Source organism: Pedococcus sp. P2_D7 (assembly GCF_056404295.1).
In genome coordinates this window covers 118558-133865 of record NZ_JBFUEH010000007.1, presented here as the reverse complement: position 1 = coordinate 133865, position 15308 = coordinate 118558, and the positions used below count along the sequence as shown (strand labels likewise).

General features: G+C 71.0%; 14 protein-coding genes. 3 read left to right on the top strand and 11 right to left on the bottom strand.

From position 1 onward, the window contains the following. Nucleotides 1-3 precede the first annotated feature (3 nt). From AC1DWJ_RS17285 to pyrE, 4 genes are all read right to left on the bottom strand, one after another. Nucleotides 4-813: an ABC transporter permease gene (locus AC1DWJ_RS17285; protein WP_477621483.1), complete on the bottom strand. Its 810-nt coding sequence runs from the start codon at nucleotides 811-813 to the stop codon at nucleotides 4-6. After that, nucleotides 810-1700, bottom strand: coding sequence for an ABC transporter ATP-binding protein (locus tag AC1DWJ_RS17280; protein WP_457255012.1), 891 nt, complete (start codon nucleotides 1698-1700; stop codon nucleotides 810-812). The genes AC1DWJ_RS17285 and AC1DWJ_RS17280 overlap by 4 nt, the downstream gene beginning before the upstream one ends. A 178-nt stretch (nucleotides 1701-1878) precedes the next feature. Continuing rightward, nucleotides 1879-2565 (bottom strand): LemA family protein, encoded by a 687-nt coding sequence (locus tag AC1DWJ_RS17275; RefSeq protein WP_477621482.1) that lies wholly within the window; start codon nucleotides 2563-2565, stop codon nucleotides 1879-1881. Nucleotides 2566-2636: 71 nt separating this feature from the next. Beyond that, a complete protein-coding gene (pyrE, locus tag AC1DWJ_RS17270) occupies nucleotides 2637-3191 on the bottom strand; it encodes an orotate phosphoribosyltransferase (protein ID WP_477621481.1) in 555 nt (184 codons plus the stop codon). Nucleotides 3192-3271: 80 nt separating this feature from the next. Here pyrE and AC1DWJ_RS17265 point away from each other — a divergent pair, with 80 nt between their 5' ends. Next, nucleotides 3272-4237 (top strand): DUF3500 domain-containing protein, encoded by a 966-nt coding sequence (locus AC1DWJ_RS17265; RefSeq protein ID WP_477621480.1) that lies wholly within the window; start codon nucleotides 3272-3274, stop codon nucleotides 4235-4237. 46 nt (nucleotides 4238-4283) lie between these two features. Here AC1DWJ_RS17265 and AC1DWJ_RS17260 read toward each other — a convergent pair whose 3' ends face one another. Then, nucleotides 4284-5051: an SDR family NAD(P)-dependent oxidoreductase gene (locus AC1DWJ_RS17260; RefSeq protein ID WP_477621479.1), complete on the bottom strand. Its 768-nt coding sequence runs from the start codon at nucleotides 5049-5051 to the stop codon at nucleotides 4284-4286. Nucleotides 5052-5088: 37 nt separating this feature from the next. Here AC1DWJ_RS17260 and AC1DWJ_RS17255 point away from each other — a divergent pair, with 37 nt between their 5' ends. Further along, complete coding sequence (locus tag AC1DWJ_RS17255) at nucleotides 5089-5874, top strand: exodeoxyribonuclease III (RefSeq protein WP_477621478.1); 786 nt, start codon at nucleotides 5089-5091, stop codon at nucleotides 5872-5874. A 54-nt stretch (nucleotides 5875-5928) separates the two neighbouring features. After that, nucleotides 5929-6786: an alpha/beta fold hydrolase gene (locus AC1DWJ_RS17250; RefSeq protein ID WP_477621477.1), complete on the top strand. Its 858-nt coding sequence runs from the start codon at nucleotides 5929-5931 to the stop codon at nucleotides 6784-6786. Here AC1DWJ_RS17250 and AC1DWJ_RS17245 read toward each other — a convergent pair. The 6 genes from AC1DWJ_RS17245 to clpB all read right to left on the bottom strand — a co-directional run bounded on the left by AC1DWJ_RS17245 (nucleotide 6767) and on the right by clpB (nucleotide 15122). Next, entirely contained in the window at nucleotides 6767-8500 is a 1734-nt protein-coding gene (locus AC1DWJ_RS17245) for an MFS transporter (RefSeq protein ID WP_477621476.1), read from the bottom strand. The two genes, AC1DWJ_RS17250 and AC1DWJ_RS17245, sit on opposite strands and share 20 nt — an antisense overlap. Continuing rightward, complete coding sequence (locus AC1DWJ_RS17240) at nucleotides 8481-9179, bottom strand: LppX_LprAFG lipoprotein (protein WP_477621475.1); 699 nt, start codon at nucleotides 9177-9179, stop codon at nucleotides 8481-8483. Before AC1DWJ_RS17240 ends, AC1DWJ_RS17245 begins: the two co-directional genes overlap by 20 nt. 109 nt (nucleotides 9180-9288) lie before the next feature. After that, a complete protein-coding gene (locus tag AC1DWJ_RS17235) occupies nucleotides 9289-10971 on the bottom strand; it encodes an alpha-amylase family protein (protein WP_477621474.1) in 1683 nt (560 codons plus the stop codon). A gap of 2 nt (nucleotides 10972-10973) precedes the next feature. Beyond that, nucleotides 10974-11939: a TIGR03885 family FMN-dependent LLM class oxidoreductase gene (locus tag AC1DWJ_RS17230; RefSeq protein ID WP_477621473.1), complete on the bottom strand. Its 966-nt coding sequence runs from the start codon at nucleotides 11937-11939 to the stop codon at nucleotides 10974-10976. Between the two features lie 83 nt (nucleotides 11940-12022). Further along, nucleotides 12023-12463 (bottom strand): hypothetical protein, encoded by a 441-nt coding sequence (locus tag AC1DWJ_RS17225; RefSeq protein WP_457255001.1) that lies wholly within the window; start codon nucleotides 12461-12463, stop codon nucleotides 12023-12025. A gap of 85 nt (nucleotides 12464-12548) precedes the next feature. Continuing rightward, nucleotides 12549-15122, bottom strand: coding sequence for an ATP-dependent chaperone ClpB (clpB, locus tag AC1DWJ_RS17220; protein WP_477621472.1), 2574 nt, complete (start codon nucleotides 15120-15122; stop codon nucleotides 12549-12551). Between the last annotated feature and the right edge of the window lie 186 nt (nucleotides 15123-15308).

The window sequence follows — 15308 nt, the reverse complement described above, 5'->3', positions numbered from 1 at the left end:
CCATCATGTCGTGCCGCGCTTCGTCCAGCGGAACGTCCGGGCGCAGACGACCAGGCCGGCCACCAGCCAGATGGCGAGCACCAGGGCGGTGCGGCTGTGCTCCCACGTGCCGGCCATCTCCTGGGTCTGCCAGTCGTCGGGGAAGAAGACCGAGCGCATGCCCTGGGCGATCCACTTGAGCGGGAAGATCGACGCCACCTGCTTCAACCACTCGGGCAGGTCGGTGAAGGCAAAGTAGACGCCCGAGATGAACTGCAGGATGAGGGTCGGCGCGATCACGATGGCACCGACCGAGCGCGACGAGGACGCCAACGAGGAGAACGCGATCCCGAGCACGGTGCCCGACGCGACCCCCAGCAGGAACACCCACACGAAGGTGGCCCAGCTCCCGGCGTCGGTGGGCAGCTGCACCCCGAAGCCGAGCTTGGCGACGGCGATGAGCAGCGCGAACTGGGCGAGGCTGGTGCCGGCCACGAGCCCGACCTTGCCGAGGAAGTAGGCGACCGGCGGCATCGGCGTCGACCGCAGCCGCTTGAGGGTGCCGTCGTCCCGCTCGATCGCGACGCTGAGGGCCATCGACTGGAAGCTGGTCAGCATCACGCCGGCCGCGACCATCCCCGGGAGGAAGAAGCGGGCTGCGTTCACCCCGGCGGCTTCGGCGTCGCCGTCGCCGAAGCTGTCACCGAAGATCACCGAGAACATGCTGAGCATCAGGATCGGGAAGACGAAGGAGAAGAACACCGCCTCCTTTTCGCGGAAGTACATCTTCAGCTCGAGGACCGTGCGGTCCCAACCGATGGCGACGGCGTTCACGCGACGACCTCCAGCTCGGGCTCGCTGCCGGTGGCGGCGAGGTGCGGTGCGATCAGGGACAGGTAGGTGTCTTCCAGCGACGGGCGGGTCACGGTCAGCTTGGGCACCTCGCCGAGCTCCGCGCCGAGGCGCGAGACCAGCTGCGTCGGCGTGCTCGTCTGCTCGGTATGCCGCGTGCCCGCGGCGTCCTCCCAGGTCACCGTCGCCAGCGAGGAGGACCGGCCGCCGAGGTTGGCCGGGGTGTCGAGGGCGAGCATCCGGCCCGCGGCGATGACGCCCACGCGGTCGGCGAGCTGCTCGGCCTCGTCGAGGTAGTGGGTGGTCAGCAGGATCGTCGTGCCCCCATCGGCCAGCGACCCGATCAGCTCCCAGAAGTCGCGGCGGGCCTGGGGGTCGAACCCGGTGGTGGGTTCGTCGAGGAAGAGCAGCTCGGGGGTGCCGATGATGCCCAGTCCCACGTCGAGGCGGCGGCGCTGGCCCCCGCTGAGCTTGCCGATCCGGTCACCGGCCTTGTCGGTGAGCCCGACGGCGGCGATCACCTCGTCGACGTCGCGGGGGGTGCGGTAGACCTTCGCAGTGCTGGCCAGGGCCTCGCGAGGGGTGATCAGGTCCAGCCCGGTCGTGGACTGGAGGACGATGCCCAGCCGGTTGCGCCAGGCCAGCCCTGCCGTCTGCGGGTCCTCCCCCAGCACCGACACCGTGCCGCCATCACGCTTGCGGAAGCCCTCGAGGATCTCGACGGTCGTGGTCTTGCCGGCGCCGTTCGGGCCGAGGAGGGCGAACACCTCCCCGCGCTGGATCTGCAGGTCGATCCCGTCGACGGCGGCGCGGTCGCCATAGGTCTTGCTCAGGCCGCTGACGAGGATGGGTGCATCGGGTGCTGACATGGCTCCAGCCTGCCCGCACTCGGGCCCCTCGCGTCAGCCCCGCGCGGTTGACCCGCCGTCCACCATCCGGTGGACCCCATCATTATCGGGTCTAGGAACTTTGTTGCGCTTCACCCGACAACGCAAGTCGGGTGAAGCGCAACCTTCCTCCTAGACCCGATAAAGGTGTGACGGGATGTCAGGGCTGGGTGGGGGGAGGCGTCTCGGCGGGAGGCGTGGGCTCGGCCGCGGGGGCGGGGGCGGGGGCCGGGGCGCCGGCTGGCGTGCCCCCGGCATACCCACTGGGCGGCGGGATGGTCGCGTCACGCTGGCCGAAGTCGACCTTGACCGGGTCGCGCTCCTCGCCCTCGACCTCGAAGTACTCCGCGCGACCGATGTTGAACAGGCCGGCGATGATGTTGGACGGGACGGTCTCGACCTTGGTGTTCAGCTCGCGCACGTTGGCGTTGTAGTAGCGCCGCGCGGAGGCGATCCGGTCCTCGGTGGAGGTGAGCTCCTGCTGGAGGGCCAGGAAGTTCTGGTTGGCCTTGAGGTCGGGGTAGGCCTCGGCGACGGCGATGAGCCGACCGAGTGCCTGGCTCAGCATGCCCTCGGACTGCGCCTGCTGGGCCGGGCTCTGACCACCGGCCATCGCCGCGGAACGCGCCTTCATGACGTCTTCGAGCGTGCCCCGCTCGTGGGCGGCGTAGCCCTTGACCGTCTCGACGAGGTTGCCGATCAGGTCATGGCGCCGCTTGAGCTCGACGTCGATCTGGCGCCAGGCCTCCTGCACGAGGTTGCGCAGCTTGATCAGCCCGTTGTAGACGCCGACCGCCCACAGGACGACCAGGACGAGCACGACGGCGATGATGATCCAGACCCACATGAGCAAACCCCTTGTCTTGGGCGGCGTTCCTACCGCGGTGCAGCCGTGCGCCGCGGCATCTGTGGTGCAGCCTAGGCCAGACCGAGTTCCTCGAGGCTGTAGACGAAGCGGTACTCGATCCCGGCATCCGCGAACCGCTGTGCCGCACCGGTCGCGCGGTCGGCGATGGTCGCGATGGCCACGACCTCGGCACCGGCCTCGCGAGCCGCTTCCACGGCGTCGATCGGCGAGTTGCCGGTGGTCGTCGTGTCCTCGACCACGACCACGCGACGTCCCTCGACCGAGGGCCCCTCGATGCGCTGCTGCAGGCCGTGCGCCTTGCCGGCCTTGCGCACGACGAACGCGTCCTTGCGATCATCCGCGGCCGCACTGGCGTGCAGGATCGACGTGGCGACCGGGTCGGCGCCGAGGGTCAGTCCGCCCACGGCGTCGTAGTCCAGGTCGGCGATGAGGTCACGCATCACGATCCCGACCAGGGGCGACGCCTCGCCGTCGAGGGTGATGCGGCGCAGGTCGACGTAGTAGTCGGCCTCCTTGCCGGACGACAGCGTCACCCGGCCGTGCACGATGGCCTTGTCCTTGATGATGTCGAGCAGGCGGGCGCGGGCGGCGGCGGTGTCGGTCACGGTTCGTGAGCCTACCGATCCGGGTCCGCCAATGGCTCGCAGACCTTGCGGCGCAGCTCGGCCTGCCTAGGGTGGACGGCATGGCCTGGACCCCGCCGCAGCTCACCGGCCGCATGGCGGACGCCGCCGCCGCCCTCCTCGAGGCGCTCGACCCCGGGCAGCGTCAGGCACTGGCGGCTGACCTCCGGGATCCCGGCTTCCGCGAGTGGTCCTACCTGCCCGGCCCGCGGGCAGGTCTGTCGCTCGCCGACCTGACGCCACCCCAGCGGGAGGCTGCCCTGACCCTGCTCGACACCGGGTGCAGCGCCGCCGGCGCCCAGACCGCCCGGGCAGTCATCGAGCTCGACCTGGTCCGCAGGCAGCTGGGGGGAGGAGAGCCCGAGCCGGGTGATGACCGGTTCTGGTTCCGCGTCTTCGGCACTCCTGCGGCGGACGGCCCCTGGGCGTGGCGGGTCAACGGTCACCACCTGGCCGTCCACGTCACGGCGTCAGCGGCCGAGCTCGCCGTGACGCCGAGCTTCTTCGGGTCGGAGCCGGCACGGGTGCTGTCCGGTCCGAGGGAGGGGCTCCGCGTGCTGACGGCCGAGGAGGACCTGGCCCGCGACCTGCTCGCCTCGCTCGACGAGGGGCAGCGGCAGGAGGCCATCACCTCCACGACCGCCCCGCCGGACATCCTCACCCGCATGGACCCGGTCGCCGACCCGTCCCGCATCAGCGCCGGCATCGGCCACGGCGACCTGGACGCCGAGCAGCAGCGAGGGCTCCAGCGGCTCGTGCGCCACTACTTCGGCCGCACCCCCGAGGACGCGGCGGCCGCGGCGTGGGCGGCAGCCGACGGCGCCGGGCTCGACGCGATCCGCTTCGCGTGGGCCGGTGGGACGAATCCCGGCGAGGGGCACTACTACTCGGTGCTCGGCCCGACGTTCCTGCTCGAGTACGACAACACGCAGGACGGCGCCAACCACATCCACAGCGTGTGGCGCGACCTCACCGACGACTGGGGCGGCGACCTGCTGGCCCGGCACTACGCCGACGGTGACCACTGACCGAGGCGGGTATGCCGCGTGGCTGGGCCACGCGGCATACCGGACCTCACTTGCCGGGGCGGTGGACGCTGCCGGCGCGACGCCGGACCAGCGAGCGGGGCACGACGCGCAGGGCCGCGACGATCGCCTTGTACTGGGGCGACGGCACCGAGACGACCCGGCCCCTGGCGACGTCGTCGAGGCAGTCGCGGACCAACCGGTCGGCCTCGAGCCACAGGAAGTCGGGGATGCTCGACATGTCGACGTTCGCGCGCTGGTGGAACTCGGTGTGGGTGAAGCCGGGGCAGAGCACCGTAGCCGTGACCCCGCTGCCCTTCAGCTCGGCGGCCAGGCCCTCGGTGAAGACGGTGACGTAGGACTTGTTGGCCGAGTAGGTGCCCGAGGTGATGAAGGAGGCGACCGACGAGACGTTCACGATGGCGCCGTGGCCGCGCTCGCGCATGGCGTTGCCGGCGGCGTGGGACAACACGAGGACCGCCCGGCACAGGACGTCGAAGTTGGCCTCCTCCTCGGTCACGTCGTGGCGCAGGAACGAACCCTTGAGGGAGTAGCCGGCGTTGTTCACGAGGAGGTCGACGGGGCGGGCCCGGTCGGCGATGCGCTCGGCGACCTTGCCGGTCTCGGCCCGGTCGGCGAGGTCGGCCACGAGGATCTCGGTGGCGACGCCGTACTTCGCCCGGAGCTCGTCGGAGACGTTCTCCAGCCGCGGCCGGTCGCGCGCCACGAGCACCACGTCGTGCCCGCGCTCCGCGAGGAGGTGGGCGAAGGACAGGCCGATCCCGGCCGTGGCGCCGGTGACGAGGGCAGTGCTCATGACGCCACTGTAGGCCGGTCCGCATAGGGTTGCCTGCGTGCGTATTGCCACCTGGAACGTCAACTCGATCCGCTCCCGCATCGACCGCGTGGAGGCCTGGCTGCAACGCAGCGACGTCGACGTCCTCGCCATCCAGGAGACCAAGGCCACCGACGCGCAGTTCCCGTTCGACCGGTTGGCGGCGCTCGGCTACGAGGTCGCGCACCACGGCCTCAACCACTGGAACGGCGTGGCGATCGTGTCCCGGGTGGGCCTCGAGGACGTCAGCCCCTCGTTCGCCGACGCGCCGGCGTGGGGCGATCCGCCGGTCGTCGAGGCCAGGGCCCTGACGGCGACCTGCGGCGGCGTCAGGGTCACCTCGGTCTACGTGCCCAACGGCCGCCAGATCGAGGACCCCCACATGGTCTACAAGCTCGACTGGCTGGCCCGGCTGCGCGACCGGGCCCAGCAGTCGGTGGATGCGGGTGAGACTGCCGCGATCATGGGCGACTGGAACATCGCGCCGCAGGACGAGGACGTCTGGTCGATGGAGTACTACCTCGACAAGAGCCACGTCTCCCCCGGCGAGCGGGCCGCCTTCCAGGCGATCCTCGACGCCGGCTTCGTCGACGTGGTCCGGCCGCACACCTCGGAGCCGGGCACCTTCACCTACTGGGACTACACGCGACTGGCCTTCCAGAAGCGCCGTGGCATGCGGATCGACTTCATCCTCGGCACGCCGGCCTTCGCCGAGCGGGTCAGCGAAGCGGCCATCGACCGCGAGGAGCGCAAGGGCAAGGGCGCCTCCGACCACGCGCCGGTCGTGGTCCAGCTCGACGAATGAGCGGCGAGCCTGCCCGCGGGCGCCACAAAACTTACCGTCGGTAATAATGGCGGGATGAACCCCCGCTCCTTCACCGTCGCCACCGACGACGGGACCCTGCTGCGGGTGCAGGAGCACGCCGGCGCGAAGGACCGACCCACCGTCGTGCTCGCGCACGGCTGGACGCTCACCCGCGAGTCCTGGCTGCCGGTCGTCGGCCCGCTCGTGGCCGCGGGGGTCCGCGTCGTGACCTACGACCAGCGCGGGCACGGCGCGTCGAGTCCCCTGCGCGGCGCCGCATCCGTGCGGATGCTGGGCGACGACCTCGCAGCCGTCCTCGACGTCGTGGCCCCGCACGGCCCGGTCATCCTGGGCGGCCACTCCATGGGTGGCATGACCGTGATGGCGTATGCCGGGCTGCACCCCGACGACTTCCGCTCCCGGGTGGTCGGCGTCGTGCTGGTGTCGACCAGCGCCGACGACCTCCAGAACCGGCTCCGGGCGGTCGAGGCCAGGGCCATGGCCGTCGCCGCGAGGCTGCCCCGCATCCCCGCTGGGCGGTTCGTGACGCTCAAGGGCCAGCGCCGCCTGCTCTTCGGCGCCGACCCCGACCCGGCCCACGTTCAGCTGACCCGCGACATGGTGGCCGGGACGTCCCTGCCGACGATGGGCCGCTTCTTCGGGGCCCTGGGCGAGCACGACGAGAGCGAGGCACTGGAGGCGCTTCGCGGCATACCCACGCTCGTGCTCGTGGGCGACCGCGACAAGCTCACTCCACCCCGTCACTCACACCGACTGGCCGAACTGGTGCCGCATGCCGAGGTGCGCGAGCTGCCCGGGCGCGGTCACATGCTGATGTACGAGGCCACCGACGAGGTCCTCGACGCGTTCCAGTCGGTGCTGGACGGGGCCGTCACCGGCCGGGCTCGCTGACCGGGCCGCCGCCGGACGACCAGGGTGGGCCGCAGCCCTGCCGGGCCGTGCTCAGCGGGGAGCCGGACGGCGCACCCTGGTCGTCCGCCGGTCGACGCCGCAGCCCGAGACCGAGCGAGGCGACCGCGCCGAGTGCCGCGGCCACCGCCGCACCCAGGAACACCGTCTGCACCTGGACGATGCCGGCCGCGAGCAGCGCCCTGGTGTCGGTCTGGTCGGGCAGGGCCGCCACGGTCTCGTAGTAGCGGTGCAGCCCGATCGCGGTGAGCAGCGCGAGCCCGACGACCATCCCGACCATGCGCGCGACGACCACCAGGGCGGAGGCGACCCCGTGCGCGTCGGCCGGCGCATCGGCCAGGGCCGCGTTGTTGACCGGCGCGAGCGCAAGGCCGATGCCCAGACCCACCAGCACGAGGACCACCGTGGCCGTCGGACCGTCGAGCGAGCCGTCCTCCCAACCACTCATGACAACGAGGCCGACGGTGGCCACCAGCAGCCCGACGCCGCTGACCAACCCGTCACCGCACCGGCGCAGCGACCACCCACCCAGCAAGGCACCCACGGGCACCGCCAGGAGGAAGCGCACGAGGACGAAGGCGGCGACCGTCTGCGAGTCGGTCAGGGTCAGGCGGGCGAGCACCGGCACGTCGACGATCACCGCGACCAGCGCAGCCCCCACCATCAGGCTGACCACGAGCGAGGTGCGCGCCCGACCCCGCACGACACCGCGGGCGACCAGGGGCTCGGCAGCGGTGCGGTGCCGCCAGAGGTAGAGGCCGAGGGCGACCGCACCGACCGGGAGCAGAGCGAACCCGAGCGGGCCGACCACCTCGCGCTCGGGGTCGCTCGCGGCGAAGGTCAGCACGACGCTGCCCAGGGCGAGGCCGAGCAGGAGTGCGCCGGGCAGGTCGGCCCGGCGCAGCAGACCCCACCACCGGGGCGCGGTCACCGCCACGAGGGCGACGACGAGGACCAGCGCCACCAGTCCGATCGGCGTCAGGACGCGTGACGTCGAGTCGCCGAAGGGCACGAACGGCACCCCCAGCGTGACGTCCGTCGCGAGCCGGGCCGGCGCGGCCAGCGCGAGCCCGCCCACGACCAGGGCCAGCGCGCCCAGCGCGAGGGGTATGCCGCGTGGTCGCCGCAGCGGCTGCCCTCCCACCGTCACGACGGCGGCGGCGAGGACGAGCCCGGCGACCACGTTGAGCCAGAAGATCATCCGCCAGTCGGAGACCGCCAGCACCGCGGCGCCGAAGACCGGCCCGAGGACGCTGCCGACCTCCTGCACGGCGCCCACCACGCCCAGCGGGGTGCCCCTGCGCTCAGCCGGCCAGAGGTCCGCGACGATGGCGAGCGTCGCGGGGACGAGACCCCCGCCGCCGATGCCCTGGAGCACGCGTCCGGTCACGAGCACGGGCAGCTCGACGGCCAGCGCCGTGATGGCGGATCCCACGACGAAGATCATCAGGCAGGCCACCAGGATCCGTTGCCGCGCAACGAGATCCGCCAGTCGACCGATGAGGGGTAGCACGGCGATGTAGCCGAGCAGGAATCCGGAGATGATCGGAGTGGCCTTCTGGAGCGCGTCGATGCCGAGGCCGACCCCGGTCATCATGTCCGTCAGTGCCAGCACCACGACATAGGTGTCGGCCGCGGCCAGCGCCACCGCCACGGAGGCCGTGGCGAGCAGCGCCCTAGGGGCGGGTGATCGCAACGGGCTGCGCCAGGCTCGTGAGCCGCAAGGAGTAGGTCGAGGTGGACCCCTCGTAGAAGGGACCCTTGAGGAGCACCGTGCGGAGCTGCTTCTCCGCCGTGACGCCGTAGGTCACGTCGAACGTTTTCATGCGGACACCGATGACGAACAGGTCGGCGACGGCGTCACCCGGCACCGTGCCGGTGAACGTGGTCAGCACCTCCGACCCGTCACGCACCTGGCCGCCCTTCTTGGGCGCCTGGGTCTTGCCGATGAGGCTGGTGATGCCCGTCTCCTTGTTGAAGAGCTGGGCCGGGTTGGGGGCGCCGTAGGTCGCCGGGTCGATCTTGTTGTAGCCGGGGGTGAAGAACTTCATGTAGACGTCCTGCTCCACCGCGATCACGTCGACCGTGCCGGTCACCCCGGCGACCGTCGCGTTGAGGGTGCCCTTGAAGGACGGGGGCGTGAAGGCCCCGGTGCCCTTGGCCCCCGAGACACCGATCGCCTTGCTGGGCAGGCCGGTGGCCTCGAGCGTGAACGCGACGGCCGGGCTCTTCTCGAGGTTGGTGCGCGCTGCCGCCAGCTGCTCGGCGGGCGTGCCCTCCTTGGCCGGGGCGTCGTCTCGGGACGAGCACCCCACGAGGGCGAGCGCCACGAAGGTGAGTGCGGTGCCGGCGATGGCGATTCCCTTGAGGCGCATGACCCGAGGGTAGTCGGAGGGGACCGCTCCCCATGGTCGCAACGCCAGACCCCGCCCTGGCGTTCGAGCGAACCGGCACCAGCCGGCATACCCGAGCTGGGCCCGCCCCCTAGGGGAGGCGGGCGTCGTCGCCGGGGTGGACCCGCAGCCAGCGGTAGCCGTAGCCGTCCAGGGCGAGCGTCACGCGGCCCCCGTCGTCGGTCCGCTGCTCGCCGGCCTGCAGCAGGTCGACGAGCAGGACCGCGCCGTCGGCGACCGCGAGGTCGACCTCCACGGGCTCCGAGGAGAGGTTGTGCACCGCGATGACCGCGGCGTCCTCCCAGGCCGACCGGTGCGCCAGGACCGCGGGGTCCGGCTGCGGCAACACCTCGAAGGTGCCCCACCCGAGCTCGGGACACGACCGGTATGCCGCGATGAGCCCGCGCATGAAGCTCCAGAGCGAGTCGGGGTCACGCCGCTGCTGGGCGGCGTTCACGTGCGCAGGTCCGTAGCCACCCTCCACCACGCGGCTGACCAGCTTCCGTGGCGGCGCGGTCGAGAACCCGCCGTTGCGTCCCGCAGTCCACTGCATCGGGGTGCGGACCGCCATCCGTCCTTCCGCCGAGAGGTCCTCGCCCATGCCGAGCTCCTCGCCGTAGAAGATGGTGGGTGTCCCCGGCAGCGAGAACAACAGGGCGTAGACGAGGCGCAGCCGGCGGGGATCACCGTCGAGCATCCCGGGCAGCCGCCGCTTGAGACCGCGCCCATAGATCTGCATCTCCGGTGCCGGGCCGAAGGCGTCGAAGACCTCCTGTCGCTGGGCGTCGGTGAGCTTGTCGAGGGTCAGCTCGTCGTGGTTGCGCACGAAGGTCGCCCACTGGCAGGACGGCGCGATGGCGGGCCGCTGACGCAGTGCCTTGGCCAGCGGACGAGCGTCTTCCCGCGCCAGGGACAGGTAGAGGTTCTGCATCGAGATGAAGTCGAACATCATGTGCAGCTCGTCGGCCGCGGTGCCGCCGAAGTACTTCTTCTGGTCCTTGTGCGGCAGGTTGACCTCGCCGAGCAGGATCGCGTTTCCCTTGCGGCGGTTGACGAACGCACGCAGGTCGCGCAGGTACTGGTGTGGTTCGGCCGGCACGTCGGGTCGTGCCGGGTCGGCCGCGGCGGTCTCGACGTCGTCGATGAAGAAGGGGACCGCGTCGACCCGGAAGCCGTCGAGCCCCAGCTCGAGCCAGAACCCCATCGTCCGGGCGATCTCGTCCCTGACGTCCTGGTTCGCGACGTTGAGGTCGGGCTGGTAGCGGTAGAAGTGGTGCAGGTACCACTCCCCGGTCCGGGGGTCCTTCTCCCAGATGCTGTCCTCCCGGTCGGGGAAGACGACCTGGTCCGAGCTGTCCGGCGGGGTGTCAGGACGCCAGACGTACCAGTCGCGGTAGCGGTTGTCCTTGCTGCGGCGGGCCGCCTTGAACCACGGGTGCTGGTCGGAGGTGTGGTTGATGACGACGTCGGCGATGACCCGGATGCCGCGGTCGTTCGCGGTGCGGATCACCTCGACCAGCTGGCCGTGGGTCCCCAGCCGGTGGTCGACGCCGTACAGGTCGGTGACGTCGTAGCCGTCGTCGCGATCGGGAGTGGGGTAGAACGGCATCAGCCACAGGCAGGTCACCCCCAGCTCGGCCAGGTAGTCCACCCGCTCGGCGAGCCCTCCCAGATCGCCGATGCCGTCACCGTCGGAGTCGTAGAAGGTCTCGACGTCGAGGCAGTAGATGACCGCGGTCTTCCACCACTGGTCGCTCGTGTCGGTCACGCGCATGGTCAGCTCCCAGTGCTCAGGGCGGGAAGGACGTGCTCGCCGAACGCCTCGATGAAGGCGTCCTGCTGCTGTCCCACGTGGTGCAGGTAGAGGTCGTCGAAGCCCAGGTCGGCGTACTCGGCGAGCCACTCGCGGTGCTGGGCGAAGTCCGCCGAGACCCGGACCGCGTCGCGCACGGCGTCCGGCTCGACCTGGCCCCACAACACGTCGAACGCCTCGGCGGTCTCGACGTCCCACGAGATGGGAGGTCCGAAGACGTTCCCGGCCCACTGGTCGTGCGCGACGGCGAGGGCCTCGGCCTCGGTCGGGGCCCAGGACAGGTGGACCTGCAAGGCGGTGCGACCGCGCCCACCAGCGCTCCGGTAGGCCGCGAGCACGTCGCGCAAGGTGTCGACCGGTTGGTTGACGGTGACGAGGCCATCGGCCCAGGCGGCGACCCGTGCCGCGCTGTCGACCGACACCGCGGGCCCCACGAGCAGCGGGACGGGATCGGGCAGGTCCCAGAGCGTCGCGCGGTCGACCGTCACCAGGCCGTCGTGGCTGACCTCCTCACCGGCGAGCATCCGCCGGATGACGTCGACGCACTCCTCGAGCCGCTGGGTGCGGACCTCCTTGCGCGGCCAGCGGTCACCGGTGATGTGCTCGTTACTCGCCTCGCCGCTCCCCAGCGCCACCCAGAACCGGCCGGGGAACATCTGGCCCAGCGTCGCGATCCGCTGTGCGTGGACCGCGGGGTGGTAGCGCTGGCCGGGCGCCGTGACGCAGCCGAGCGACAGGCCGGTCGTGGCGAGGGCGGCGCCCAACCACGACCAGGTGTAGCCGCTGTGGCCCTGTCGGGTGCTCCACGGCGAGAAGTGGTCGGAACACATCGCCATGGCGAAGCCGGCCCGTTCGGCGTGCTGCACGTCGTCGAGGAGCTGGCGTGGGCTGATCTGCTCGTGCGAGGCGTGGAACCCGATCCGCGTCATCCCCCCACCTAAGCGGAGAAGCGGTCACACCGCACCTGACCAGCGGGTATGCCGCGGACTGGGCCCAGCGGCATACCCGCCGGTCAGCCCACGTCCTCGGGCGTCGCCTCGTGCCCGGGCTCGCCCTCGGTGCGCCGGTCGGCCTTCATCTCGGCCTCGTAGACGTGCCGGCGGCCCTGCATCAGCTCGTCGCGCACCTTCTTCTCCAGACGCTTCCACGTCGCGTAGTAGCCGTCCTCGAAGTCCTCGACGACCTGGAAGGTCCAGCGACCGACCACGACGTTGCGGCCGACCAGCTCGCGGTCCAGCTGGTCCGCGAGCTCGAGGTGGCCGGCCTTGCGCAGGAGCTCGACGGCGTCGCCGAGGGCGAGGTCCGCCGAACCCGTGAGGCGGTGCAGGCCGTAGAGGCGGCCACGCACCTCCTCGATCGTCTCGAACGCCTCGCTCAGCTTGCCGACCGCCTCGACCGTGGCGTCGTCCACCCCGTCGGGACGACGGTCCAGTCCCTCTTCACCTGCCGTCATGCCCTCAGTCTGCGCACTGAGCCGGCGAACCGCAGGTCGGGCGCCTGAGACGTCACCAGCGCCGCGGCCCAGGCACCCGACCCGGTCAGCGCAGGACGAGGGTGTCCGCGGTCTCGTCGAGGTCGACCGTCACCGTGTCACCGTCACGCACCTGACCGCCGAGCACGCCCTTGGCCAACCGGTCGCCGATCTCCTTCTGGACCAGCCGGCGCAACGGGCGCGCGCCGTAGGCCGGGTCGTAGCCGGTGATCGCCAGCCACTCCCGCGCGGCCTCGGTGACCTCGAGGGTGATCCGGCGGTCGACCAGCCGGGTGGCCAGCTCGCGGACCTGGAGCTCGACGATGTGGGCCAGCTCGGCAGACGTGAGGGCGTCGAAGATGACGATCTCGTCGAGCCGGTTGAGGAACTCGGGCTTGAAGCTGGCCCGCACGACCCCCATGACCGCATCGCGCCGGGCCGAGTCCTCCATCGTCGGGTCGACCAGGAACTGGCTGCCCAGGTTGCTGGTCATGACCAGGATGACGTTCCGGAAGTCGACGGTCCGACCCTGGCCGTCCGTGAGCCTGCCGTCGTCGAGCACCTGCAGCAGGATGTCGAAGGTCTCCGGGTGCGCCTTCTCGACCTCGTCGAGCAGCACCACCGAGTAGGGACGACGGCGGACGGCTTCGGTGAGCTGACCGCCCTCCTCGTAGCCGACGTAGCCCGGAGGAGCTCCGATGAGGCGCGCGACCGCGTGCCGCTCGGCATACTCGCTCATGTCGAGGCGCACCATGGCGCGCTCGTCGTCGAAGAGGAAGTCGGCCAACGACTTGGCGAGCTCGGTCTTGCCGACACCGGTCGGTCCGAGGAACAGGAACGACCCGGTCGGCCGGTTGGGGTCGGCCAGCCCCGCACGGGACCGACGGACGGCGTCGGAGACCGCCGCGACGGCGGTCGACTGCCCGATCAGCCGCGAGCCGATGATCGACTCCATCGAGAGCAGCTTCTCGGTCTCGCCCTGCAGGAGGCGACCGGCCGGGATGCCGGTCCACGCCGAGATGACCTCGGCGATGTCGTCGGCGCCGACCCGCTCCTTGACCATCAGGTCGCCGTTGCGCAGCCCGCTGGCCACCTCGTCCTCGTTGGCTTGCGCCAGCGCCTTCTCCAGCTCGGGGATCTCGCCGAACTCGATCCGGCTCGCGGTCTCGAAGTCATACTCGCGGCGGGCCTTCTCCAGCCTGGTCCTGGCCTCGTCGATCTGGGTCTTGAGGTCACCGACCCGGTTGAGGCCGCTCTTCTCCGACTCCCAGCGGGCGTTGAGGGCGGCCAGCTCCTCCGACCGGTTGGCCAGGTCCTCGCGGAGCCGGGCGAGCCGCTCCACCGAGGCGTCGTCGGTCTCGCGCTCGAGGTGGAGCTCCTCCATCTTGAGCCGGTCGACGGCACGTCGGAGCTCATCGATCTCGACCGGGCTCGAGTCGATCTCCATCCGCAACCGCGAGGCGGCCTCGTCGACGAGGTCGATCGCCTTGTCGGGGAGCTGGCGACCACTGATGTAGCGGTCCGAGAGGGACGCCGCGGCCACCAGGGCGGCGTCCTCGATCTCCACCTTGTGGTGCGCCTCGTAGCGCTCCTTGAGCCCGCGCAGGATAGCGACGGTGTCCTCGACCGAGGGCTCGCCGACGAAGACCTGCTGGAAGCGCCGCTCGAGGGCGGCGTCCTTCTCGATGTGCTGGCGGTACTCGTCGAGGGTGGTCGCCCCGACCAACCGCAGCTCGCCGCGCGCCAGCAGCGGCTTGAGCATGTTGCCGGCGTCCATCGCGCCCTCGCCGGTGGCCCCGGCCCCGACGACGGTGTGCAGCTCGTCGATGAAGGTGACGACCTGCCCGTTGCTGTCCCTGATCTCCTCGAGGACCGCCTTGAGGCGCTCCTCGAACTCGCCGCGGTACTTCGCCCCGGCGACCATCGCGCCGAGGTCCAGGCTGATCAGCCGCTTGTCGCGCAGCGACTCCGGCACGTCGCCGTCGACGATCCGCTGCGCCAGTCCCTCGACCACGGCGGTCTTGCCGACACCGGGCTCGCCGATGAGGACGGGGTTGTTCTTGGTGCGACGGGACAGCACCTGCACGACCCGCCTGATCTCGGAGTCGCGCCCGATCACCGGGTCGAGTCGGCCGTCCCGCGCGGCCTGGGTCAGGTCGGTGCCGTAGGTCGCGAGCGCCTCGCCTCCCTCGACCGGGGTCTCGCTGGTCACGCTGCGGCCACCGCGGGTCGCCTCGATCTTGGCCTCAAGGTCCTTGGCCCCACGCTTCTCGACGGCGGCCAGGTGGCCGGTCTCGGCGAGGGCGAGCAGCAGCAGGTCGAGGGCGAGGTAGGTGTCGCCCTTGGCGCGCATGAGGGTGTCGGCCTGCTGGAGGACGGCCAGCGCCTCACGACCGAAGGTCGGCGGCTGCGTCGCGCCGGAGGTCTTCGGCAGGGAGCGCAGCCGGGCATCGGCTTGGCCGAGCACGTGAGCGGCGCCGGTGCCGGCAGCTGCCAGCAGGGTGTCGGCCTGCGCCGTGTCGAGCTGCACGATGGCGCTCGTGAGGTGGTCGGGGGTGATCTCGGGGTGGCCGGCGCTCTGGGCGGCTCGCTGAGCCAGCGCGAGCGCCTCGGCCACCTTGGCGGTGGGCTTCAGCTCCATGCGTGCGTCTACTCCTCGGTGGATGAGTTCGGGTGGGGTTCCCTCAGGACAACCGGTCCAAAGTTGAGTGTATTCCACTCAACCTCGTGCTGGGGACCCATCAGCCGATCGGTTGATACTTCAAAAAACGCCGCGCGTACTCATGCAGATGGATTAGTTCTTGTGTATGAGCTCATGTATCGTCCT